The 22,472-nt window shown below is 51.5% G+C and carries 17 protein-coding genes and 1 pseudogene; 10 read left to right on the forward strand and 8 right to left on the reverse strand.

Features of this window, described 5'->3' with window-relative positions; genetic code table 11:
• Positions 1 to 17: 17 nt before the first annotated feature.
• On the forward strand, positions 18 to 3,161 hold the full coding sequence (locus AC4G46_RS16305; protein WP_491123647.1) for an MMPL family transporter: 3,144 nt from the start codon (positions 18 to 20) through the stop codon (positions 3,159 to 3,161).
• Positions 3,162 to 3,252: 91 nt separating this feature from the next.
• Here the strand turns inward: AC4G46_RS16305 and AC4G46_RS16310 are convergent, their stop codons facing one another.
• A complete protein-coding gene (locus tag AC4G46_RS16310; RefSeq protein WP_491123648.1) occupies positions 3,253 to 4,320 on the reverse strand; it encodes a hemolysin family protein in 1,068 nt (355 codons plus the stop codon).
• Between the two features lie 52 nt (positions 4,321 to 4,372).
• Complete coding sequence (locus AC4G46_RS16315) at positions 4,373 to 5,689, reverse strand: hemolysin family protein (RefSeq protein WP_491123649.1); 1,317 nt, start codon at positions 5,687 to 5,689, stop codon at positions 4,373 to 4,375.
• 231 nt (positions 5,690 to 5,920) lie between these two features.
• Here AC4G46_RS16315 and AC4G46_RS16320 point away from each other — a divergent pair.
• Positions 5,921 to 6,208, forward strand: a pseudogene (locus tag AC4G46_RS16320) (spore coat protein); the annotation flags it as partial.
• A gap of 108 nt (positions 6,209 to 6,316) precedes the next feature.
• Here the strand turns inward: AC4G46_RS16320 and AC4G46_RS16325 are convergent.
• Genes AC4G46_RS16325 through AC4G46_RS16335 form a run of 3 tightly spaced genes read right to left on the reverse strand, consistent with a single transcriptional unit; the run spans position 6,317 to position 9,173 of the window.
• The gene (locus AC4G46_RS16325; protein WP_491123650.1) at positions 6,317 to 7,000 is read right to left on the reverse strand and encodes a LutC/YkgG family protein; all 684 of its coding nucleotides are present in this window, start codon (positions 6,998 to 7,000) and stop codon (positions 6,317 to 6,319) included.
• Positions 6,997 to 8,424, reverse strand: coding sequence for a LutB/LldF family L-lactate oxidation iron-sulfur protein (locus AC4G46_RS16330; RefSeq protein ID WP_491123651.1), 1,428 nt, complete (start codon positions 8,422 to 8,424; stop codon positions 6,997 to 6,999). Before AC4G46_RS16330 ends, AC4G46_RS16325 begins: the two co-directional genes overlap by 4 nt.
• Positions 8,421 to 9,173 carry a (Fe-S)-binding protein gene (locus AC4G46_RS16335; protein WP_491123652.1) on the reverse strand — a complete coding sequence of 251 codons (753 nt, stop codon included), beginning with the start codon at positions 9,171 to 9,173 and terminating at the stop codon, positions 8,421 to 8,423. Before AC4G46_RS16335 ends, AC4G46_RS16330 begins: the two co-directional genes overlap by 4 nt.
• Positions 9,174 to 9,339: 166 nt before the next feature.
• On the opposite strand from AC4G46_RS16335, the gene aldA reads away from it, so the two are divergent.
• On the forward strand, positions 9,340 to 10,785 hold the full coding sequence (aldA, locus tag AC4G46_RS16340; RefSeq protein ID WP_491123653.1) for an aldehyde dehydrogenase: 1,446 nt from the start codon (positions 9,340 to 9,342) through the stop codon (positions 10,783 to 10,785).
• Positions 10,786 to 11,118: 333 nt separating this feature from the next.
• On the opposite strand, the gene AC4G46_RS16345 is transcribed toward aldA, so the two are convergent.
• Positions 11,119 to 11,391 (reverse strand): hypothetical protein, encoded by a 273-nt coding sequence (locus tag AC4G46_RS16345; RefSeq protein WP_491123654.1) that lies wholly within the window; start codon positions 11,389 to 11,391, stop codon positions 11,119 to 11,121.
• A 10-nt stretch (positions 11,392 to 11,401) separates the two neighbouring features.
• On the reverse strand, positions 11,402 to 11,818 hold the full coding sequence (locus AC4G46_RS16350) for a GNAT family N-acetyltransferase (RefSeq protein WP_491123655.1): 417 nt from the start codon (positions 11,816 to 11,818) through the stop codon (positions 11,402 to 11,404).
• A gap of 218 nt (positions 11,819 to 12,036) precedes the next feature.
• Between AC4G46_RS16350 and AC4G46_RS16355 the strand changes: the two genes are divergently transcribed.
• The 4 genes from AC4G46_RS16355 to AC4G46_RS16370 all read left to right on the forward strand — a co-directional run bounded on the left by AC4G46_RS16355 (position 12,037) and on the right by AC4G46_RS16370 (position 17,303).
• The gene (locus tag AC4G46_RS16355; RefSeq protein ID WP_491123656.1) at positions 12,037 to 13,194 is read left to right on the forward strand and encodes a glycoside hydrolase family 88 protein; all 1,158 of its coding nucleotides are present in this window, start codon (positions 12,037 to 12,039) and stop codon (positions 13,192 to 13,194) included.
• A gap of 56 nt (positions 13,195 to 13,250) precedes the next feature.
• On the forward strand, positions 13,251 to 14,876 hold the full coding sequence (locus tag AC4G46_RS16360; protein ID WP_491123657.1) for a glycoside hydrolase family 43 protein: 1,626 nt from the start codon (positions 13,251 to 13,253) through the stop codon (positions 14,874 to 14,876).
• Positions 14,869 to 16,224 carry a glycoside hydrolase family 28 protein gene (locus tag AC4G46_RS16365; RefSeq protein ID WP_491123658.1) on the forward strand — a complete coding sequence of 452 codons (1,356 nt, stop codon included), beginning with the start codon at positions 14,869 to 14,871 and terminating at the stop codon, positions 16,222 to 16,224. The genes AC4G46_RS16360 and AC4G46_RS16365 overlap by 8 nt, the downstream gene beginning before the upstream one ends.
• Before the next feature lie 167 nt (positions 16,225 to 16,391).
• Positions 16,392 to 17,303 (forward strand): dienelactone hydrolase family protein, encoded by a 912-nt coding sequence (locus AC4G46_RS16370; protein ID WP_491123659.1) that lies wholly within the window; start codon positions 16,392 to 16,394, stop codon positions 17,301 to 17,303.
• A gap of 366 nt (positions 17,304 to 17,669) precedes the next feature.
• On the opposite strand, the gene AC4G46_RS16375 is transcribed toward AC4G46_RS16370, so the two are convergent.
• Positions 17,670 to 18,554, reverse strand: a complete 885-nt coding sequence (locus tag AC4G46_RS16375; protein WP_491128900.1) for a LysR family transcriptional regulator — start codon at positions 18,552 to 18,554, stop codon at positions 17,670 to 17,672.
• A gap of 105 nt (positions 18,555 to 18,659) precedes the next feature.
• Here AC4G46_RS16375 and zwf point away from each other — a divergent pair, with 105 nt between their 5' ends.
• The 3 genes from zwf (at position 18,660) to gnd (ending at position 22,405) form a co-directional block, all read left to right on the forward strand.
• Positions 18,660 to 20,171 carry a glucose-6-phosphate dehydrogenase gene (gene zwf / locus AC4G46_RS16380; protein WP_491123660.1) on the forward strand — a complete coding sequence of 504 codons (1,512 nt, stop codon included), beginning with the start codon at positions 18,660 to 18,662 and terminating at the stop codon, positions 20,169 to 20,171.
• A 112-nt stretch (positions 20,172 to 20,283) separates the two neighbouring features.
• Positions 20,284 to 20,952 carry a fructose-6-phosphate aldolase gene (gene fsa, locus AC4G46_RS16385; RefSeq protein WP_491123661.1) on the forward strand — a complete coding sequence of 223 codons (669 nt, stop codon included), beginning with the start codon at positions 20,284 to 20,286 and terminating at the stop codon, positions 20,950 to 20,952.
• Between the two features lie 34 nt (positions 20,953 to 20,986).
• Positions 20,987 to 22,405: an NADP-dependent phosphogluconate dehydrogenase gene (gene gnd, locus AC4G46_RS16390; RefSeq protein ID WP_491123662.1), complete on the forward strand. Its 1,419-nt coding sequence runs from the start codon at positions 20,987 to 20,989 to the stop codon at positions 22,403 to 22,405.
• Positions 22,406 to 22,472 lie beyond the last annotated feature (67 nt).

The raw sequence follows: 22,472 nt of genomic DNA on the forward strand, positions 1-22,472 counted from the left end.
TAGAGAAGGTGCATCTGATGACAAAATTAAAAAGCTGGAGAACATTATCTTTTATCCTGTGGATATTCGTTACGGTCCTGATGGTGACCACAATGCCGGATATGGAACGGCTCGTCAAGGAAAAGGGCCAGATCTCGATTCCGGAAAGTGCGCAAAGCAGCGTTGCCGCACAAATGATTAAAGAAATGAACCCTCAGGGCGGCGAGTCCTATGGCATCATAGCTGTTTTTAACAGCGGGAGTGATAAGGAACTTACTGCTGTCCAGAAGACGAAGATAACAGCTGCAATCCATGACCTGGAAGCCAGGGAGCAGGAGCTTGGCATTACCGGAATTGTTGCGCATACGGACAGCCCGGAAATCGAGCAGCAGCTTGTGTCTGAGGATCAGAGTACGATTCTGACTCAGATCTCTGTCGACCGGAATCACGGTGAAATTTCGCAGGTGGCTGATGAGCTGGGCAGCTTCATGGAGGGGGAAGGCCTGCAGCAGGAGGGGATTAAATCTTATCTGACCGGCAGCGAGCTGATCGGAAATGACTTTTTCAACTCCACACAGGAAGGGGTCAAGAAAACAGAGGTTATTGCAATTGTCTTTATCCTGGTGGTACTGATCCTTGTCTTCCGCTCTCCGGTGGTACCGCTGATTTCACTGCTTACTGTAGGCATATCATACCTCGTGTCCTTAGGTGTTACCGCCCAGCTTGTAAATCATTTTAGTTTTCCGTTCTCCAGCTTCACGCAGGTATTTCTGGTGGTTGTTCTGTTTGGAGTGGGTACGGATTACAATATTCTTCTGTATACCCGGTTCAAAGAAGAGCTGGCTCATCAGGAGGATGTATATGCAGCGGTAAAAGCAACCATGAAGTCCGCAGCGAAGACCGTACTGTTCAGCGGATTCGCGGTTATGGTCGGCTTTGCCTCCTTGTTTCTGGCCAAGTTCAACCTGTATCAGGCGACTTCCGGTGTAGCCATCGGCGTTATGGTGCTGCTGCTCGTATTAGTAACTCTTAACCCGTTCTTCATGATACTGCTTGGCAAAAGAATGTTCTGGCCTATCCGTACATTTAATGGTCATGGTGACAGCCGCTTGTGGGGAACCCTCTCCAAAACTGCCGCAGCCAGATCCGTTATGGCCTTCGTTCTTGTGGGGGTGCTGACTGTACCCTTTATCCTCAAGTATTCAAATGTGCTGAACTTCAACGACTTATGGGAGGTCAGCGACAAATATGAATCCAAGCAGGGGATTAACGTAATTGAAGAGCATTTCCCTCCGGGCTTCTCCTCACCGGCGACGCTTGTTATCCAGTCTGACAGCAAGCTGGACCAGGCAAGCACCCTGCAGACCCTGGATGAAGCAGCGGAGCGGATATCGCAGATTGAGGGCGTATCCAAAGTGTTGTCGCCAACCCGTCCTGCAGGTGACAAGATTCAGGCGCTCTATATAAGTGACCAAACCAAACAGGTAAACTCCGGACTGGGTGATGCAAATGACGGAATCGGTGAAATTAACGATGGCCTGTCCTCGGCTGAAGAGCAGCTTGGCGGAAGTGGATCGGACGATCTGGATAATGTGCAGAAGCTGATTGATGGAACCGGTGAAGTGCAGGAGGGTGTGTCTGCCTTGCGTGCTGCCCTGAATCAGGTAACATCAGGGATGAACAGCGGCGCTGCAGGAGCCGGGAAGATCGAAGACGGTTTAAGCACGCTGAACACAACCGTAGGCCAGTTAGCTAAAGGAACATCGCAGCTTTCTGACGGCTACAGCCAGTTGGAGGAGGGGCTGGGATCTTACGAGCAGTATTTTACCAGTATCGCCCAAGCCATAAGTGGTGCTGCCCAAGGTTATGAGCAGATAGAGGCGTTAATGAATAATCTGGTTACGGAAAAACCGGAGCTGGCTGAGGATGCTAATATTGTGCAGACCCTCGGGATCGCCGCCACTGCCAAGCAGCAGCTAAGCGGTCTGGGCGGACAATTGGAGCAGCTGCGCAGCGGACACCAGAAGGCAATGGCCTCTTTTAAAACAGCCAATGACTCGCTCGCGCAAATCAACAGCGGATTACAGCAGATGCAAACCGGCGTTACAGCACTGCAGCATGGGGCTTCCAATCTCCAGCAGGGTTTAAATGAGGGAGCCGCCGGCTCGGGGCAAATCGCCGATAAATCGCTCCAGCTTGAAACCGGGCTCAAGCAGATTAATGATGGACAATCGCAGCTGCTTCAGGGACTAAATAACCTGCAGGGTAAAATGGGGGATCTGCAGGCCGGACTGTCTGCCAGCACTGAGGGACTTACCCGGGTCAGCACTGGTCTCGAGACAGCACAGTCTTATTTAAGCAAGCTCAGTGAATCAGAAACCTCGGAAAAGTTCTATATTCCTGACGAGGTGCTGAACGGGGAAGATTTCCAGACCGCTCTGAACACCTACATGTCAGAGGATAGAACTGCCGCTACAATGACGATTATTCTGGATCAGAATCCCTTTTCCCGGGAAGCTATGCCGGTTATTGATGAAGTCAGCAAGCAGGTGAATGCGGCGCTGAGCGGAACGAACCTGAGCGGAGCCAAAGCGGCCATAAGCGGCACAACAGCCCGTAATGCTGACCTGAATACCGTATCCAAGGAGGACTTTGCACGTACCGCAGTGATAATGATGATCGGAATAGCTGTTGTGCTCATGTTTATCACTAGATCACTGCTGAATTCCCTGTTTATTGTCGGCTCTCTGATCCTGGTCTACTTTACATCACTGGGTCTCGGAGAACTGGTCAGCACGCATCTGTTTGATGCAGAGCTGCTGAGCTGGAATGTGCCTTTCTTCAGCTTTATTATGATCGTTGCACTTGGTGTAGATTACAGCATTTTTGTGATGATGCGTTATAACGAGCTTGAGGGAACACCAGCGCAGCGGATTATAAAAGCATCCCGTGACATCGGCGGGGTAGTGTTGTCAGCGGCCCTGATACTGGGAGGCACTTTCGCAGCCCTGATCCCTTCAGGTGTATTGACTCTCATCCAGGTAGCAGTCGTCGTTATCATTGCCCTTCTGCTGCTTAGCCTGATCGCCATGCCGGTTCTGCTGCCTGCTCTGATCGGACTGACCGGCAGATTTAGCCGTGAAGACCGCAATACGGAAGCAGACTATAATAATACGCTGTAATAATTGAACTCCTATAGAATTTCTGCAAAATAAGAGGAGCCTGCACGTATTGTGCAGGCTCCTCTTATGCCCTTTAGAAGCAGCTGTTCATTTAGTTCGGGGAAACGTTGATGTTCACGTTAAGGCTCTCATCCCGGATGTCGCCGACGATCTCCTCCAGAAGGTCTTCCATCGTTACAATCCCGATAATAGCTCCTGTCGTATCCGTTACGGCAGCCATGTGAACCCGGGTCTGCTGCATCCGCAGCAGGACATCGCGCAGGTTCTTGCCGGCCGCATACTTTGGAATATCGTGGATAAACGTCTGCCAGCTGGCTGTCCGGCCGGCGGCGATGCTCGTTAGCATCTCTTTGGTGTTTACGTAGCCGGTATACCGGCCGCTGCCATCAGCAGCTAATACAGGGTAACGTGTATAGTCATGTCTACCCAGTACTTCAATAAGCATTTCTACAGACATATCATGCTGTAATGTAACTACATTCGATACCGGTACGATGATCTCACCAAGTGTGCGCTCATCAAAGGCAAAGATGTTGTTCAGGTAGACGAGCTCCGTTTTGTTAATTTCTCCGCTCTCGTAGCTCTGGTCAACGATCCATTTCAGCTCCTCTTCGGAATGGACCGTTTCGTGACCGGCAGGCTTAACCCCGAAGATGCGGAGCAGCAGGCGGGCGGCACCGTTCAGGGCTACAATGAACGGGTACGTGATTTTACCGAACCAGTACAGAGGAGGGGCAAGCAGCAGAGTCATCCGCTCAGCGAACTGGATGGCCAGTGTCTTTGGTGCAAGCTCACCGATAACCACATGCAGGAAGGTAATGATCGACAGGGCAATCAGATAGGAGAGCAGCGTCGATAACGCAGCAGGGACACCCATCTGGTCAAACAGCGGATGCAGAATCCGTTCAACCGTAGGCTCACCGAGCGCTCCCAGCACGAGGGCTGTAATCGTAATACCAAGCTGACAGGCGGATAAATAGTAATCGAGATCATGTGCCACTTTTTTGGCGATGACCGCTTTTTTGTTGCCTTCACTAATTAATTGATCAATCCGTGACATACGTACTTTTAGAATCGCAAACTCGGCTCCGACAAAAAAAGCGGTAAGTCCGATAAAAATCGCAACCATAATTAAATTTATCGTAATAACTCCGTCCAAAGTTTTCCCTCAGCGTGAGGGATTCACCTCCAAAGTAATAGATAAGACATTCTTATTGCTGTAACTGCGGTTGTTTGTAGTGCAGAATGACCTGCTTGATCTGGAAGTTATCCATTTCCATAATCGTCCAGTTTTGTCCGCCGGCCTTGAATTCATATCCCGCATCAACCGACGTCCCTTCACGGAATTGAATCCAGCCGCCGATCGTATCGATCTCCTCACTGTCCTCAAACGTAAAGCCGAACTGCTCTTCAATATCCTCCAGCAGCACTCGTCCGCTGATCACATAAGTCTGTTCATCAATCTTCTGGATCTCCGATACCTCATCGGCATCGAATTCATCGCGGATCTCTCCGACAAGCTCCTCCAGAATATCCTCCAAAGTGAGAATTCCGGCGGTACCGCCGTATTCGTCAATAACCAGAGCCATATGCATCTGTTCCTGCTGCATTTTGAGCATGGCTTCCTTAATAGGTGTTACAGAAGATACGGTAGGGAGACTGCGCACAAATTCCTTAAGATGAGGATCTCTGCCGGCGATAATGTGCGGAAGCATCTTCTTCACGTTGACCACACCAAGAACACGGTCTTTATTGCCGGTCTCGATGACCGGATAGCGGGTATAGTTATTGGTGTCGAGTATGCTGACGATATCTTCATTCGACATATCATAATCCAGGACGACCATTCCGGTACGCGGAATCATAATATCCTTGGCCATACGCTCATCGAAGGAAAATACATTTTCCAGATACTCCAGCTTCTGTTCATTGATCTCGCCGCCCTCAAAGCTCTGGGCCATAATGATCCGCAGCTCTTCCTCCGAATAATGCTCCTCGTGGCCTGCCGGCTTTACGCCGAACATGCGCAGGATGACCCGTGAAGTTCCGTTCAGCGCAACGATAAACGGGTGCATGATTTTGCCGAACCAGTACAGGGGCGGAGAGAGGAGAAGCGTAAGCTTTTCAGAAAACTGGATCGCCAGTGTCTTCGGTGCCATCTCTCCGACAACTACGTGCAGAAAGGTTACAAATATAAAAGCAATTGCATAAGACGCTACAGATGCAGAAGATTCAGATACATTGAAGTAATCAAAAACAGGGTAGAGAATACGTTCTACCGCCGGCTTACCGATGGCACCGAGACCGAGTGCAGTTACTGTTATCCCGAGCTGGCAGGCGGACAGATAGTAGTCCAGGTCTCCGACCACTTTTTTAGCTATTACTGCCTTTTTGTTGCCTTCATCGATCAGCTGCTCGATCCGTGACATCCGCATTTTTACGGCTGCAAATTCTGAAGCTACAAAAAAAGCCGTCATTACAATTAATATTGCAAGGATAATTAGGTTAGTTAAGGTTATTAAATCCAATCCTTTCCCTCAAAAGAGGGATTCACCTCCAAGTTGAATTAAGGACGTATTTGTGATTCAAACGTAAGCGCCGGGATACTCATACAGCCGTAGAAGCGGATCAATGTAGGAGCACAATCCATTTGCAATATCGCCTTCCCATTATTGTTCGCCCCCCTCCATAAGATATACGAAAGAGTATAACATACTTCAACCCAAACCATCCAGTTGCACGTTATGGTTTATGAATCGCAGAATCCATCCAAACATACGCAAAGATATACCATGACTCAAGGGAATGATTTTACCTACGGCATGAAACCCAGCTCTCCCATGATGCCTATGCAAACGGCTGCTGAGATTAACGATCAAACCATCTCGCTCAGTATGCTGAATGCGCTGAAGCAGGGTGCAGTAATCAAAACTACAGCAGCGCTCGAAACAACGAATCCCGTTGTGCGCCGTGTATTAGCGGACTCCTTGCCGAACTGTATCGAGATGGCCTATGAGATTTATTCAGCCCGCTATGTCAGGAAGCATTCCCCATTAATCAGCATCAGTAAAAATAAAGCAGAGCAGAGATTCTTCCGCTGATCCGGAAGAATTCTGCTCTGCTTATTCCTGCTGGCTGCCAGGCAAAGTTAGTATTCAAATAAGAACATAGGTAGCTCTTAACGGACCGTGCACGCCGACTACGAGCTGCATTTCTATGTCCGCTGAATTGGAAGGTCCGGAGATGAAGTTGATGGAGGAGCCAACAGGCTCTCCTGCTTCAATCCGCCGGTTCAATGCTGCCGCAGCCTGTGTGGAACGCAGCACGATCCGTTCTCTTTCAATTATGGCGATATAATGCTCAGGCAGAAAGTGAAGGGCACGCCCCTGATCCGGCCGGCTTTCCACGACGATCGTTCCCGATTCGGCCAGTACATAATCTGCGAATACGACTACGGTATTGGCCGCTTCTGAACGGCTGATATTATCCTCGCGGCCGGCAGCATCCGACCATTCCGTTGAACCCGGAAAGCTCAGATCGTAGCGGGCAAACCTCGGATCCCCCGAAGTTATTACCGGTCCGCCGCCGTTGGCTGCGATCAGATCATCAAGCGTCTGCTGCAGAATCTCTGGTGTGGATTCAATCAGCTGGGTATGGATGAAGAAGCACTGCTCCTTCAAAATTTCAATCAGATCGGCACCCGTAAGAGTCCCATAGCTGTCAGGCATCATTCCCTTGATATCCGGTCGCTGAACGTTGTAAGCGCGCTCCCGCCCGAGACTGGAAGCCACCCGGTTCAAAAAGGATTCCCTGTTGTTGTTTTGGTGTATGGCAGTCATTGTTTTGTACCTCCCTGACGTTCCTTCATCCAGGTGCGGAAGCTGTCCGCTTGCTTGACTGGCTGATTGAGATCACGAACGCCGACCCAGCCCTGGATCAGGCTTGGTCCTCTGACAATCCGGCCATGCTTGCTCATCATCCGGCTGCCCGGATTGGCCAGACGCAGCACCTTCCCGAACAAAGAGGGGGAGGAGAGCAGGCGGCTTGCCGCTTTCATCTGAAAGCGGTCGGCAGCGCTGGTCCGCTTCTCTTTCACGATATTCTGCCGATGCATGATTAGCTGCTCGTGCAGCGGGATTTTGACCGGACATACATCTGTACAAGCCCCGCATAGACTGGAAGCAAAGGGCAGCTCCTTATAATCATCGTATCCGCCGAGCAGCGGCGTAATGACCGCTCCGATCGGGCCCGGATAGATGGAGCCGTAAGCATGCCCGCCGATATGACGGTAGATAGGGCAGACATTCAGGCAGGCGCCGCAGCGGATGCACTGCAGGGCCTCGTTGAATTCGCTTCCCAGAATCTCGGAGCGGCCGTTATCGACGACAACAAGATGGAATTCATCGGGGCCATCGCTTTCTCCGGGTGCCTTGGGCCCCATGACGGTGATGTAACTGGTCAGCTTCTGTCCGACAGCGCTCCGGCAAAGCAGATTGTCCAGCACCTCCATTTCCTCCATAGTCGGAACGATCCGCTCCATCCCCATTACTGCGATCTGCGTCTTGGGAATGGCGGCTGTCAGGTCACCGTTGCCTTCATTGGTTACCAGATTGATCGCGCCCATATTGGCTACGGCGAAGTTGCAGCCGGTAATTCCGACATCCGCCTCCAGAAACTTCTGGCGCAGCACTGCACGGGCGTGGCGGGCCAGCCTCTCCGGGCTTTCATCTCCTGTATAGCCAAGCTTTTCTGTGAATACCCGCTTTATCTGGTTGCGGTCTTTATGAAGGGCAGGAGCCACAATATGTGACGGCGGGTCCCAGTCATCGATCTGCAATATATATTCGCCAAGGTCAGTCTCGATCAGGTCACAGCCGGCTTCAATCAGCACCTTGTTCATTTCAATTTCCTCAGTAACCATGGACTTTGATTTGACGATTTTCCGGGCCTGCTTCGAGACGACAACGTCACGGATATAGCTGCTGGCCTCTTCCTTGGTTGCGGCAAAATAGATATGGCCGCCTCTGGCTTCAATATTATCAGCCAGCTGGTTCAGATAAAAATCCAGGTTCTTAAGTGTATGCTGGCGGATGGTCTGGCCGACAAGCCGCCATGCCTCCCAGTCACCGAGCGCAGTAGCCGCAGTAAGCCGTCTGGTCTTGAGACTGTCCTGTGCGGAGCTTACGGCGCTGCGCATAAAAGTGTTGCCGATGCCGTCTGCTGTCCGCTCGCCGAACTCTCTTTTATCAGTCTTAAGGCTCATGAGGGGATGCCTCCTTTGACTTCGGCTGTCTCGCCGGTATGGTTCAGCACCTCTGCAATATGCATAATTTTTACTGGAACTCCTTTACGGGACAGACGGCCGCCGATATTGAGCAGGCAGCCCATATCCGCGCTGATCAGTATATCCGCTCCGGTTTCAACCACACTTTCGCATTTTTCATCCACCATCTGGCTGGAGATGTCCGGCATTTTCACCGAAAAGGTGCCGCCAAAGCCGCAGCAGTTGTCGCTATTCTTCAGCGGTTCAAGCTCCAATCCGCGGACCTGCTCAAGCAGCAGATAAGGGGTTTCCTTTTCACCAAGCAGTCTTGTCATGTGGCAGGACCGGTGATAGGTCGCTGTGCCTTCAAGCCGTGCTCCGACATCCGTGATTCCCAGCACTCTGACGATAAATTGGGTGAACTCATACGATTTCTCTTTTAAGGCAACCGCTTTCAATTCCCAGTCCGGATCACCTTTGAAAATCTTGGGATACTCATGAAACATGGCGATGCAGGAGCCGGAGGGACCGACTACATAATCTGAATGCTCAAAGGCGAGCATCATATTCTTCATAGCCAGCTTGGAATCCTCCAGATACCCGCTGTTATACGTGGGCTGGCCGCAGCAGACCTGCGAAGCCGGAAAATCAAGCTCACAGCCAAGCCTTTCAAGGACCTCAACCATTGCTTTTCCCGCTGCCGGGGTCATAAGATCTACTAAACAAGTCGAAAAGATGCTTACTTTCATTCCTGTTCCTCCAATCGCAACGTTGGTAATTATAGCTTAACTCAAGAAGTCAATGAAAAACAACATAAAAACACACGGAAAATGTGTATGTTGTTGACATAAAATGTTGTTAGCGTTTACACTAGGGATGAAGTGATGGAATAATTTATCTTGAGGGGGAGTAACAGTGGAAAAGCATTTGATGTACATCAACGGCCAATTTACCGAATCAGAAACCCAAGAGTGGATGGATGTCACCAACCCGTCAACCGATGAAGTCATTTCACAGGTACCCAAAGCGACCAAAAATGATGTCGTGCGTGCCATTGATGCTGCAGATGCAGCACAATCAGCCTGGGAAGAAACCCCTGCAGTCGAAAGAGGAAAGTATCTGCATGCGATTGCAGACGGAATCCGTGCTGAGGCGGACAGTATTGCCAGACTTATTTCTGAGGAAGTAGGCAAAACGCTGGAGCTATCCACGGTGGAAGTCCATTTTACGGCAGACTACCTGGATTACATGGCTGAATGGGCACGCCGCTACGAGGGTGAAATTGTCCAGAGTGACCGCGATAACGAGAATATTTTTGTGTTCAAGCGGGCCATCGGGGTAACTACAGGAATTCTGCCATGGAACTTCCCGTTCTTCCTGATCGCCAGAAAAATGGCACCAGCCCTGATTACCGGCAACACGATCGTAGTTAAACCTAGTGTTGAGTCACCTAATAATGCGATAGCTTTTACCAAAATTGTAGATAAAGTCGGCCTGCCAAAGGGTGTATACAACCTTGTTACAGGCAGAGGCGGCGAGGTCGGCAATGAGCTGGCCAGCAACCCGAAGGTCGGCATGGTCAGCCTGACAGGCAGCGTTCCGGCCGGGCAAAAGGTAATGGAGGCCGCAGCCGAGAACATTATCAAGGTCAGCCTTGAGCTTGGCGGCAAAGCGCCGGCGATTGTCATGGCGGATGCGGATCTGGATCTGGCGGTTAAAGCGATCGTTGATTCCCGCGTCATCAATACAGGCCAGGTGTGTAACTGTGCCGAGCGCGTGTATGTCCATGAATCGATCAAGGATGAATTCACCGCCCGGCTGGTTGAGGCCATGAAGGCCGTGAAGTACGGTAATCCTCTGGTCGATACCGGCATCCAGATGGGACCGCTGATCAACAAGGCCGCACAGGATTCTGTTCAGCAGAAAGTGGACCGGGCTGTCGAAGAAGGTGCGAAGGTTCTGCTGGGCGGTAAAAAAGTCGAAGGCACAGGCAGCTTCTTTGAGCCGACGGTCATTGCCGATGCTACTAACAAGATGGAAATTGTGCAGGAAGAGATCTTTGGTCCGGTTATCCCGATTGTAACCTTCGCAACTCTGGATGAAGCGATCGAGTTGGCCAATGACAGCGAATTCGGCCTGACCTCGTCGCTCTATACGCAGAACCTGAATGTGGCGATGAAAGTAATCAAACGGCTGAAGTACGGGGAAACCTTCATCAACCGCGAGAACTTCGAAGCAATGCAGGGCTTCCACGCCGGCTGGCGCAAATCCGGCATCGGCGGTGCAGACGGCAAACACGGCTTGAACGAGTATCTGCAGACTCAGGTTGTGTACCTGCAGTATGATAAGTCGGTTAACTGATGTACGGTGAATGAGGTATAGTAAGTGATGCACAGTTAGTGATGTACAATCGTTGATGTTTGAGTAATGGATGATTTATGCAGGATGGATACTGCAACAGAATGGTGTGCACTAATTCTATTATAGCTACAGGTCCCCGGGTTTTCCGGGGGCCTGTTTTCGTTCAGACAAAGGTAAGGGGATAGGAGGGGATAGAGTAGATAGTGGGAATAGATAGTAAATAGTAGATAGTAAATAGGAGATAGTAATAGTAGATAGAAAATAGTAATAGTAGATAGTATGTGGAAAATAGTGGTAAGTGGATGGTTTGAAGAATAGATGGAAAAGTAACTTTCATCCCTTCAACCAGGGCAGGCGAAGGGGTGAAACAATCAAAGGCAAAAGTGCCCTTGATTCCGCCCGCAGCAGGCGAATCGGCGAAATCAAAGGCAAAAGTGCCCTTGATTCCACCCGCAGCAGGCGAATTGGCGAAATCAAAGGCAAAAATGCCCTTGATTCCGCCCGCAGCAGGCGAATTGGCGAAATCAAAGGGAAAAATCCCTTTGATTCACTAAATCCCAGTCTGACCCCCAGCGGCTCTCCTCCGAGCAGCAGCAAATCCCCCAAGAAACGGTCCTTAAAGCCGCTTCTTCAGATAATACTTCGTATGCCCCTCATTCGGGCAATCCTTGATCTCGCCGAAAATCTCGTAGCCCTGTTTCTGATAGAAGTGCGGCGCCTGCCAGCTCATGGTGGTCAGCTCACTTACTTTGCAGCCGAGCTGCCGGGCACGGTTTTCAATTTCTGCGAGCAGGGTACCCCCTAGACCGGTTCCTCTATAGGCAGGATCGACTGCCAGCAGGTGCACATTCAGGATGTTCCAGGCCACATCTCCTGTTACTCCGCCCGCAAAGCTGTCATTCTCGTAAGCCGCAAGGGAGAGCATTGTCCGCTCATAGGCTGGAATGCTGCTATCCGCACCATGGCGGTGCTCTTCCAGTAACCTCGTTATTTCCCGCTGATTGTGTACTGCATCCAATTCTACAATATTCAAGTGTGCTCACTCCTTCTGCCTAACTATAACATAACCGCTCTTATTAGCTATCCGATTAGCTACTCTCAGTACAAGAACAAATGCTTTCGCACCTGTCCACCATAAAAGTCCTTAAAAAATAGCAGGAAAACCTGAAAAAGTCGCATACCAATCCCGTAACAGGTATCCTACAATGAAGTCAAATCCGCATACTAAACAGAGAAAGTAGGAAAAGAGACATGCTACAGAGTAAAGATCGCAATTGGGTGGATTCCGTTATCGGAAAAATAACTGCAAAGCTGGATACCGTCAGCGAAAAATCACGCCACAAAATTCCGTACACCACCGTGGACGGCACGCATGACGACAAGGCGACGAAAAATGTAAGCGGCTTCGATGCCGACGGCATCTGCTGGTGGACGAACGGCTTCTGGGGCGGCATGCTGTGGCTGATGTACCATGAGACCGGCAATGACAAATACAAGGAAATCGCAAATAGATCCGAAGAGCTGCTCGACAAGTGTTTTCAGGATTTCTACGGCCTGCATCACGATGTGGGCTTCATGTGGCTGCCTACCAGTGTTGCCAACTATAAGGTGACCAAGAATCCGGAGTCCCGCAAAAGAGCGCTGCATGCCGCCAACCTGCTGGCCGGCCGGTTTAATCTGGCAGGGGGCTTCATCCGTGCCTGGAATGACCTGGACGAAGGCGATACCAGAGGCTGGGCTATCATCGACTGCATGTTCAACATTCCGCTGCTGTACTGGGCGACCGAGGAGACAGGTGATCCGCGGTTTAAACAAATTGCCATGCGGCATGCCGACACGGTCATGTCTACCTTCGTGCGGCCGGACGGCTCCGTGCACCATATTGTCGAGTTCGATCCTTTTTACGGCGGGGTAGTACGTACATTTGGCGGTCAGGGCTACGCGGACGGCTCCTCCTGGACCAGAGGACAGACCTGGGCGCTGTATGGCTTCATGATGAGCTATATCCATACCGGCAAAGAAGAATATCTCCAGACCGCGAAGCGGATTGCCCATTATTTCATAGCAAATATCCCGGAGGACGGTGTCATTCCGCTCGATTTCCGCCAGCCGGCTGAGCCTAAGCTTGAGGATGATACGGCTGCGGCCATTGCCGCCTGCGGATTGATTGAGATCGCCAAGGCTGTCGGAGAGCTGGAGCGTGAGCTGTACCTGAATGCAGCACTTAAGCTGCTGCGGGCACTTGATGAACGATCCGACTGGTCGGACGAAAATGACTGCATCATCCAAAGGGGCTCTGAGGCTTATCACAAGCCGCGCAACCAGCATCATCATGCGATCATTTACGGGGATTATTATTTCATGGAAGCGATATTCAAGCTGAAGGGAAATGACCTGTATTTGTGGTAAAAAAGACGGATAGCATCGAGCAGAACCGACTCTAAAACAAAGCGAGGATATATACTATGAGCCACAGCATTAAGAACCCTGTCCTGCGGGGCTTTAATCCCGATCCGTCCATCCTGCGGGTCGGGGATGATTATTATATCGCCACCTCAACCTTCGAATGGTTTCCGGGCGTGCAGATTCATCATTCCCGGGATCTGGTCAACTGGGAGCTGATTACCCGCCCGCTTAACCGGGTCTCTCAGCTGGACCTGCGCGGCATCGGCGCTTCCCAGGGGATCTGGGCGCCATGCCTGACTTATGATAACGGCACATTCTATCTCATCTACACTGTAGTGAATTCCTTTTATGTCAAAATGTACGACACACCTAATTATCTCGTAACTGCGACCGATATCCGCGGGGAATGGTCGGAGCCGGTCTATCTGAACAGCTACGGGTTCGATCCGTCCCTGTTTCATGATGAGGACGGCCGTAAGTACATCGTAAGCATGGTAACCGATCACCGGGTAACGAAACGCTACAGAGGTCATCTAGTCATTCAAGAATACTCCGCTGAGGAGCAGAAGATGCTTGGTGCTCCTGTAACAATCTATGCGAGCCAGGATACATACCTGGAGGGTCCGCATATTTATAAGCGGGGCGGCTATTATTACCTGTTCGCTGCGGATACCGGAACAGGGGAAGGCCATGGCCAGAGCATGCTGAGGTCCAGAGAGCTTTTCGGGCCTTATGAGGCTTACGAGGGCAATTCCCTGATGACCTCAAGGGACAATCCCGATCTGCCGCTGCAGAAGGCGGGTCACGGCGATCTGGTCGAAACCCAAAATGGGGAATGGTATATGGTGCATTTATGCGGCCGTCCCTTGGAGAACCGGACGGAAAAAGGAGAGCGGAAATATACACTCGGGCGTGAAACGGCACTGCAAAAGGTAGAGTGGACAGAAGACGGCTGGCTGCGCCTGGCGAACGGCTCGGTGCTGCCTGATACCGAGGTGGAAGCTCCTGACCTGCCGCTGCACCCGTTCCCGGTGAAGCCGACAAGGGATGAGTTTGACGGTGCTGAGCTGGATATCAGCTTCCAGTCCCTGCGGGTTCCGCTTGACGCCACCTTCTATTCACTGAGCGAACGGCCCGGTTATCTGCGGCTGTACGGCCGCGAAGGGCTTGGCTCGAAGTTCCGGCAGAGCCTGATTGCCAGACGCTGGGAGGAGCATCGCTTCACGGCAGCGGCCGCGCTTGAATTCGAGCCCTCCAGTTTTAAGCAAATGGCCGGCCTGATCCTGATCTATGATACCCAGAACTATTACTATCTCCATGTCACGCATCATGAGGATATGGGCAGGTGCATCAGCATTCTCTCCGCCGTTAACAACAGCTATTCGGAGCCTGCCGGATATGTACCGCTGCCGGATAACGCAAAGCGGATTCTGCTGCGGGCTGAGGTCGATTATGACAGGCTGCAGTTCTCCTATTCTGTAGATGGTGAAGACGGATATGAGGTTATCGGGCCAGTGCTCGATGCGAGTACTTTGTCTGACGAAGCCTGCCAGGAGGGCTGGTTCACCGGGTCCTTTGCCGGCATCTGCTGCCAGGATTTAACCGGCTTCCGCCAGCCTGCCGATTTTGACTATTTTGAGTACTATAACAGGGAGCAGGCACGCTCTGATATGGACCATGATTGATATCTTTGATGTGAAGCGGTACGGCGCCGCTGGCGACGGGGTAACGGTGGATACCCGTGCAATCCAGCAGGCCATTGATGAATGCCATGGGTCCGGCGGCGGGACTGTCGTGCTAAGCGGCGGAACGTTTGTTTCGGGGACGATTGTCCTCAAATCGAATGTGAACCTGCAGCTCACTCCTTCAGCAGTGCTGCTTGCCAGCCCGGACATCCGCGATTTTGCGGAGGACACGCATTATAACCGCTATATTAATGAGAAGGATATGGACAGATGCTTCATCTATGCAGTGGATGCTGTCAATGTCAGCATTACCGGCCAGGGCGAGATTAACGGCAACGCTGAGAAATTCCCTAATGAGGGCAGTATCTACCGGCCGATGATGATGCGATTCCTGCGCTGCAGCAACATTCATGTCACCGGACTGAGACTTTATAACTCGACTGCCTGGACGACCGCCTTTCTGGATAGTGAGAACATCTGGTGTGAAAATCTCGATATCAGGAACGATAAAAAATACAACGGTGACGGACTGGACTATGACGGATGCCGGAATGTGTTCATCTCGGGCTGCAAAATCCTCGGTACCGATGATAATCTCTGTCTTCAAGCCGGCAGTAAGGATTTTCCGATGAAAAATGTGCATATCGTCAACTGCCATTTCACTTCAATCTGCGCCGGTATACGGATCGGACTGAAGTCCATCGGAGATATTTCGAGTGTCACGATCCATAACTGCACCTTCGAAAATGTCTGGCGGGAAGGGATCAAGATTGAATGCACAGAGGGCGGCAGCATCAGCGATATCGTGGCCTCCGGACTGGTTATGCGGAATGTTTCCCGTCCCGTTTTCATTCTGCTGAATAACCGGCTTGAAGAGATCGGCTCCTCCATCGGACTAGAGCGCATGCCGGAGATCGGCTCGCTTGAACGGATTATGCTGTCAGACATCATCGCCACTGACGATGAAGAGATGTACAAGACCCATTACCGGTTCACAGATGACATTATGGGCAGTCCGTCCTTTAACGGTATCCGTATTGATGCGTGCAGGGAGCATCCGATCCGCGATCTGACTGTTAGAAATATTATGTATACTTGCGCCGGTGGCGTACAAAAAGCAGATATCCCTGCTGCTTATCCGCAGGTCCATGATATGCGGCTGGAGCATACGGAGGCAGCTGCAGAGAATTACTATCCTGACTGGAGCCGGACCACCTTCATGGATATCCGGAATGTGGAGCGGCTTACCGTGGACGGAATCAGATTCCACGCGCTTCGGGAGGATACACGGGAATCTTATATAATAGAAGGAAGTAATACGCTCAAGCTGGATATTGTGGAATATTAGCCGTGACAGAGCCTCGGCAGGGCAGAACAAGAACAGCAGGCAGAGGGATGAGGAATTTGATGGATTTTACGACAGATGCTTTTATAAAGGGCCTATATCAACGCACTGAAGCTTCAAGAAGAAGCCGGAATTCCTGCTTGACACAGGACGAACAGCGGGATTAGCTGATGGGCAGACTGAAACAGGCTTTGGGAGAGCTGCCGGAGGCTTCAGCTCCACTTAATCCTGTGCTGCTGGAGCGTGTTGAATATAAAGATTTCATTCTGGAGCGTATTTCTTATTCCACTGAGGAAGCGCTTCATGTGCCCGTTATCGTGCTGGTTCCCAAGACTGGAAATGGGCCGTGGCCGGCAGTACTGGCCTGCCATGGACATGGCAACGGACAGCTTGATGCTGCGGGCCTGAATTCGGATTACAGGGAATTGGAGGAGCCGGATATACACAACGGGTTCGCTGTCCAGCTGGTTAAGCAGGGGATGATCGTCGTGATCCCTGAGATCCTGGGCTTTGGGGTACGCCGGGTGGCAGAGGAGATAAAGAACGGTTCCAGTTCAAGCTCCTGCAGCACCCTCGTTTCACAGCTTATGTTATTCGGCAGGACGCTTGCCGGAATGAGAGTCTATGAAGCGATGCGGGCGGTAGATTATCTCTCGATGCGCCCGGATAGTGATTCTTCCCGGATCGGGATATTCGGCTTCTCCGGCGGTAGTCTGATTGCCGCCTACGCCGCCGCACTGGATGAACGGATCAAAGCGGCTGTGCTGTGCGGCTGGACGAACACCTTTGCCGGCAGCATACTGGCTATGCACCACTGCATTGATAATTATCTGCCCGGGATCTTGCAGGCTGCCGAGCAGCCGGAGCTGGTTGGTTTAATCGCCCCCAGGGCACTGTTTATTGAATCGGGCGTCCATGATCCGATTTTCCCTGTTCAGCACGTGCATTCTGCCATTTCCCGGCTGCAGCAGATATACTCGGCCCGGGATGCCGAATCCCGGCTGTCGCATGATCTTCATCCCGGCAGCCATGAGATTTCCGGAAAAGTCTCCGTGTCTTGGCTGTACCAGATGCTGAAATAAATCCGAACTATATAAATTGAACTTAAGAATTTATGTTAAGGAAAGAGTGGTGGAGGATAATTTAGGAACTGTAGGAGCGGTAGCGTCCGCCTGAAAGCTTTTCGCAGAAAAGCCCGCATCGGAAGCATAAGCTGTCTGCGGATTTCCACCGCGAACAGCGGGTATGATCAAGAAATCTGCAGAAGGGCAGCGGCTGGAAGTCCAAACATTCTCTGGAGTCACATGCAATCCCAAAACAGCAATATTATTAGTTCAATCTATATAGTTAGTTGATTTGCTCCACAGCTTCATTCCACAGCGATTCACAAAAAAGACTCAGCCAATTCGAGCTGAGTCTTTTTTATTAACGTAAGCAGCCCTAACGCCTCACACCGTCCCCGTAATCTCAATAAACTTGCTCGCCGCCGTGGTCAGCGGCATGTTGCGCATGGTCATGATGCCCACCTGTGCCGGAGGCAGCTGAACATCCAGCTTAATCTCGAACAACGAGCCTTCCTCCAGTTCCTTGGAGACAAACTCGCGGGTTACGAAGGAGATACCGAGTCCTTTGCGGGCAAATTCGATCAGCAGACCGACACTGCCCACCTCAATTTCCGGCTTCAGCTCATAGCCGTAGCCCCGGAACAGGTCGCTTACCGCCGCACGGGCACGGCTTCTGCGGGAAAAGAGAATGATGGGATGGCGCAGCAGCTCTTCAATGGTAAGTACCTTCTCGTTCAGCTCCGGGTAATGGCTGCTGCCGGCGACAAAGCAGTCCTGCAGCTGGAGCCCCTGCCACACCTCAAGCTGGGGATCGGCAATCGGAATGCGGACGACGCCCAAATCGACCTGGCCCTCTTTTAGATAAGAGATGACTTCCGGGGTGGTTCCATGGATCAGATGCAGCCGGATGCCGGGGTAATGCTGGTGGAAGGTTTCAATAAAGGGCAGCAGGTAGTGCTTGAACAGGGAATCACTGCCGCCGATGCGCAGCTCGCCGTTATCGAGATTTTTGAGCTCGGCCATCTTCTTCTCTGCCTGGGTGATGAGGATATGCGACTGCTCAATGTAGGAGTAGAGTGCGGCTCCCTCCGGTGTAAGGGTAACGCCCTTGGAATTGCGGTTGAACAGGGTAAGGCCAAAGCTGTCCTCCAGCTGCTTGATGGCATGGCTGACGCTCGGCTGGGTGATAAACAGCACTTTGGCGGCCTGAGAGAGGCTTCCTGTTTTGGCAGCCCAATAAAAAACCTTGTATAATTCGAAATTGTTCATAGACACAGTCTATAGCTCCTGTACGATATATTAATTACTTGTATAGCTCGTATTTGTATTATAGTGTAACAAGGAAAGATAAACCATAGCAGAAGGAGAATCGAGATGGAGGCGACCACATTTGTTTTATTCGGAGCAACAGGAGATCTGGCCCGCAGAAAAATATATCCTGCACTCTACAACCTGTTTCTCGACCGCAAGCTGCATGATTCCTTCGCTGTAATTGGACTCGGCAGAAGAGAAGTTGCTGATGAAGCTTACCAGGCCATGGTGGAGCGTTCGCTCCGGGATTTCTCCCGGCGTGAGGTGAAGGACACAGCGTCCGTACGCAGCTTCCTCCAGGCCTTCCGATATAATGTGCTGGATGTCGGGCACACCGAAGATTATGTGAATCTCATTGAACGGGTAGAGCAACTGGAGACAGGCATGGGCACTACTCCTAACCGGATGTTTTATTTGTCGGTGGGGCCGGAGTTTTTCGAGCCGATTGCCCTGAACATTGAGGCCAGCGGCCTGGGAGCAGCGAAAGGCTGGAAGCGGCTGGTCATCGAGAAGCCCTTCGGGCATGATCTGCAGTCTGCGCAGGAGCTGAACCGGACGCTCAGCAAAGCTTTTACCGAGGAAGAAATTTACCGGATTGACCATTACCTGGGCAAACCGATGGTGCAGGAGCTGGACGTATTCCAGCAGACCAACCCGGTGCTGCATGCACTCTGGAACAACCGCTATATTGCCAATGTCCAGATCACCGCTGCTGAAACGGTTGGAGTCGAGGAAAGAGCCGGATACTATGATCACGTCGGAGCACTAAGAGACATGTTCCAGAACCATATGCTTCAGCTGCTGATGATGCTCGCGATTCGCTTGCCGAAGGACAGCTCTGCTGATGAGGTCCGCTTTAAGAAAAGAGAAGTGATGGAAGCCCTCGAGCCGCTGGACGAAGCGAATATAGAAGCCAGTGTTATCCGGGGCCAATATACCGCAGGCGCTATAAAGGGTATACCTGTACCGGGCTACCGTTCTGAGGCAGGTATTTCCGCCGGATCGATGAACGATACGTTTATTGCCGCCAGACTGCAGATTGATGATCCGTTCTGGAAGGGCGTTCCCTTTTATATCCGGACAGGCAAGCGCATGAAGGAGAAGTCGACGCGGATCGTCATCGAATTCAAAGAGCCGCTGAAGCAAAGCTCAACCGTAGAAGAGGATGATATTCCTAATCTGTTGGTGTTCGAGATCAGCCCGAATGAAGGCATTACTTTGCAGCTGAAGGCCAGAGATCCGCGGAACAAAGGCAAGTTCAAGGCCGTGCATATCGACTTCCATACCAGCTCCATCGAGGTGCCGGAGGCGTATGAGAACCTGATCCATGATGCGCTGAACGGGGACCCCTCGTTCTTTGCCCACTGGAATGAGGTAGAGCTGTCCTGGAAATGGGTGCAGCCGATCCTGAACGCTTTTGCCGGCAATTCCGTGCCGTTATATTCCTATGCCGCAGGTTCACATGGACCGGCTGAGTCTGATCAGCTGCTGGCGCAGGACGGACATCACTGGTGGCTGGATGGCCCGGTTGACGAGGAAAGCGATATTGCTCTGCCGGATGCTTCAAATTTTTAAATCGAATATTGATAAAAATGAACTTGAAGTATACCAAATTAGGGAAGAGTACTCCTATAGATTGCCAAAAGTTCATTTTATATAGTTCAACTAAAAACTGGAGGTTACCACAATGAAATTTTTTATCGACACAGCAAATGTAGAAGACATTAAAAAAGCGTATAAAATCGGAGTCCTGTCCGGGGTTACCACCAATCCGTCACTTGTTGCCAAAGAAGGCGTGAAATTCGAAGACCGCATCGCTGAAATCCTTCAGACTGTGCCTGAGGTGGAATCCGTATCCGCTGAAGTAACTCCTGACGCTATTACTGCAGAGCAGATGATTGCCGAAGCCGATGAGCTGATCAAGATCAACAATTATGATAAAAATATTACGATCAAGCTGCCTATGACCATTGCGGGTCTTGAAGCCTGCCGTTACCTGACCCAAAAAGGCGTAAAAACCAACGTGACCCTGATCTTCACCGTGAACCAGGCGCTGCTGGCTGCCCGTGCCGGTGCCACTTATGTATCGCCATTCCTCGGCCGTCTGGATGATATTTCTGAGGATGGCGTTCAGCTGATTGTAAAAGTTGCTGAGCTGTTCCGCATTCACAAGCTGGATGCCCAGATTATCGCCGCTTCCGTCCGCCACCCGGACCACGTTACCCGTGTAGCCATGGCTGGTGCGCATATCGCCACTATTCCGTTCAGCGTAATTGAGCAGATCTCCAAGCATCCTCTGACTGATCAAGGCCTGGAAAAGTTCGCAGCTGACTGGAAGAAAGCTCCGCAGGTTTAATAATCCGGAATATACAAAGGGAGGCTTATTGAGGATGGGTAAACAGCAGATAGGCGTGGTCGGACTGGCCGTAATGGGTAAGAACCTGGCCATGAATATGGAGAGCAAGGGCTTTTCGGTAGCCGTATATAACCGTTCGAGTGAGAAAACAGATGAACTGCTGGCTGAAGCAGCCGGTAAAAACTTCGTTGGAGCTTACAGCATTGAGGAGTTCGTGCAATCGCTGGAGCTGCCGCGCAAAATCATGATTATGGTTAAAGCAGGCAAGCCGACTGACGATACGATTCAGCAGCTGGTTCCGTTTCTGTCGCCGGGCGATATTCTGATTGACGGCGGCAACGCCTTTTTCCCTGACACACAGCGCCGCAACAAGGAGCTTCAGGCTCAGGGCTTCCGCTTCATCGGTGCCGGTGTATCCGGCGGTGAGGAAGGCGCACTGAAAGGGCCGGCAATAATGCCGGGCGGCCAGCAGGATGCCTATGAGCTGGTAGAACCGATTCTGACAGCTATCTCCGCAAAAGTGGACGGCGACCCTTGCTCAACCTACATCGGACCGGACGGTGCCGGACACTATGTTAAAATGGTCCACAACGGCATCGAGTACGGCGATATGCAGCTGATCGGTGAAGCTTACCAGCTGCTGAAGGATTTGCTGGGGCTTGATACTGCCGAGCTCCATGAGATCTTTGCCGAATGGAACCGCGGCGAGCTGAGCAGCTATCTGATCGAGATTACAGCTGATATCTTCGCCAAGACAGACCCGGATACCGGTAAGCCAATGGTCGATGTGATCCTTGATTCCGCCGGCCAGAAGGGTACAGGGAAATGGACCAGCCAGAACGCGCTGGATCTCGGCGTACCGCTGTCCATCATCACGGAGTCCGTCTTTGCCCGCTTCCTGTCTGCGATGAAGGAAGAGCGCGTTGCGGCCAGCAAGCGTCTGCAGGGACCTGAGGTCAAGAGCTTTGACGGGGATGCCAAGGAATTCATTGAAGCTGTCCGCAAAGCGCTGTATGCCAGCAAAATCGCCTCCTACGCCCAGGGCTTCGCCCAGATGCGCGTAGCTTCGGACGAATACAGCTGGAATCTGAATTACGGCAGCATCGCTATGATCTTCCGCGGCGGCTGCATCATCCGTGCCGGCTTCCTGCAGAATATCAAGGATGCCTATGACCGTGATCCTGAGCTGAAGAACCTGTTCCTCGATGAGTATTTCAGCAATGTTGTCCATAACTACCAGGATGCCTGGAGAGAAGTAGTGGCATTGGCTGTTAAACGCGGTATTCCGGTTCCGGCGTTTGCTTCCGGTCTTGCATACTATGACAGCTACCGTTCCGAAAGACTCCCTGCCAACCTGCTGCAGGCTCAGCGCGACTATTTCGGTGCACATACCTTTGAACGTGTTGACAAGCCGGGCAGCTTCCATTTCCAGTGGATGAGCCAGGGCGAATAATCTGATAGATGTAAGAAGTCCGGGTCTTTCGACCCGGGCTTTTTCCTTTTGAGGGGGGTCAAGACTT

It is taken from the genome of Paenibacillus sp. fava2, assembly GCF_058313675.1.

Excerpts from the sequence above, each read along its gene's own strand:
- AC4G46_RS16305 (WP_491123647.1), top strand. The coding sequence starts at position 18 with ATGACAAAATTAAAAAGCTGGAGAACATTATCTTTTATCCTGTGGATA.
- AC4G46_RS16325 (WP_491123650.1), bottom strand. The coding sequence starts at position 7,000 with ATGACTGCCATACACCAAAACAACAACAGGGAATCCTTTTTGAACCGG.
- AC4G46_RS16330 (WP_491123651.1), bottom strand. The coding sequence starts at position 8,424 with ATGAGCCTTAAGACTGATAAAAGAGAGTTCGGCGAGCGGACAGCAGAC.
- AC4G46_RS16335 (WP_491123652.1), bottom strand. The coding sequence starts at position 9,173 with ATGAAAGTAAGCATCTTTTCGACTTGTTTAGTAGATCTTATGACCCCG.
- AC4G46_RS16355 (WP_491123656.1), top strand. The coding sequence starts at position 12,037 with ATGCTACAGAGTAAAGATCGCAATTGGGTGGATTCCGTTATCGGAAAA.
- AC4G46_RS16360 (WP_491123657.1), top strand. The coding sequence starts at position 13,251 with ATGAGCCACAGCATTAAGAACCCTGTCCTGCGGGGCTTTAATCCCGAT.
- AC4G46_RS16365 (WP_491123658.1), top strand. The coding sequence starts at position 14,869 with ATGATTGATATCTTTGATGTGAAGCGGTACGGCGCCGCTGGCGACGGG.
- AC4G46_RS16370 (WP_491123659.1), top strand. The coding sequence starts at position 16,392 with ATGGGCAGACTGAAACAGGCTTTGGGAGAGCTGCCGGAGGCTTCAGCT.
- AC4G46_RS16375 (WP_491128900.1), bottom strand. The coding sequence starts at position 18,554 with ATGAACAATTTCGAATTATACAAGGTTTTTTATTGGGCTGCCAAAACA.
- zwf (WP_491123660.1), top strand. The coding sequence starts at position 18,660 with ATGGAGGCGACCACATTTGTTTTATTCGGAGCAACAGGAGATCTGGCC.
- fsa (WP_491123661.1), top strand. The coding sequence starts at position 20,284 with ATGAAATTTTTTATCGACACAGCAAATGTAGAAGACATTAAAAAAGCG.
- gnd (WP_491123662.1), top strand. The coding sequence starts at position 20,987 with ATGGGTAAACAGCAGATAGGCGTGGTCGGACTGGCCGTAATGGGTAAG.